At 62.1% G+C, this 235-nt stretch carries 1 pseudogene; it reads left to right on the top strand.

What is annotated here, in order from left to right:
• Nucleotides 1-235, top strand: a pseudogene (locus ACWR1S_RS31020) (type VI secretion system tip protein VgrG); the annotation flags it as partial.

Raw genomic sequence — 235 nt, 5'->3', positions numbered from 1 at the left:
GCGACTACAAACTCGCCGAAGGCAAAGGTGACGAGCCGACCCTCACCAGCGGCCATTTCCTGACGCTGGCCGAACACCCGCGCGCCGAGTGGAACGACCTGTGGCTGCTGCTGGAAGTCTTCCACGAAGGCAAACAGCCGCAAGTGCTCGGCGAAAACGTCACCAGCGACGTCACCGACAACAAAAGCGATTTCCACCAGGGCTACCGCAACAGCTTCCTCGCCACCCCGTGGGA

The organism is Pseudomonas sp. AIG (assembly GCF_977020205.1).
Note: the sequence above shows the minus strand (reverse complement) of the source record. Positions and strands in the feature narration are given on the sequence as shown.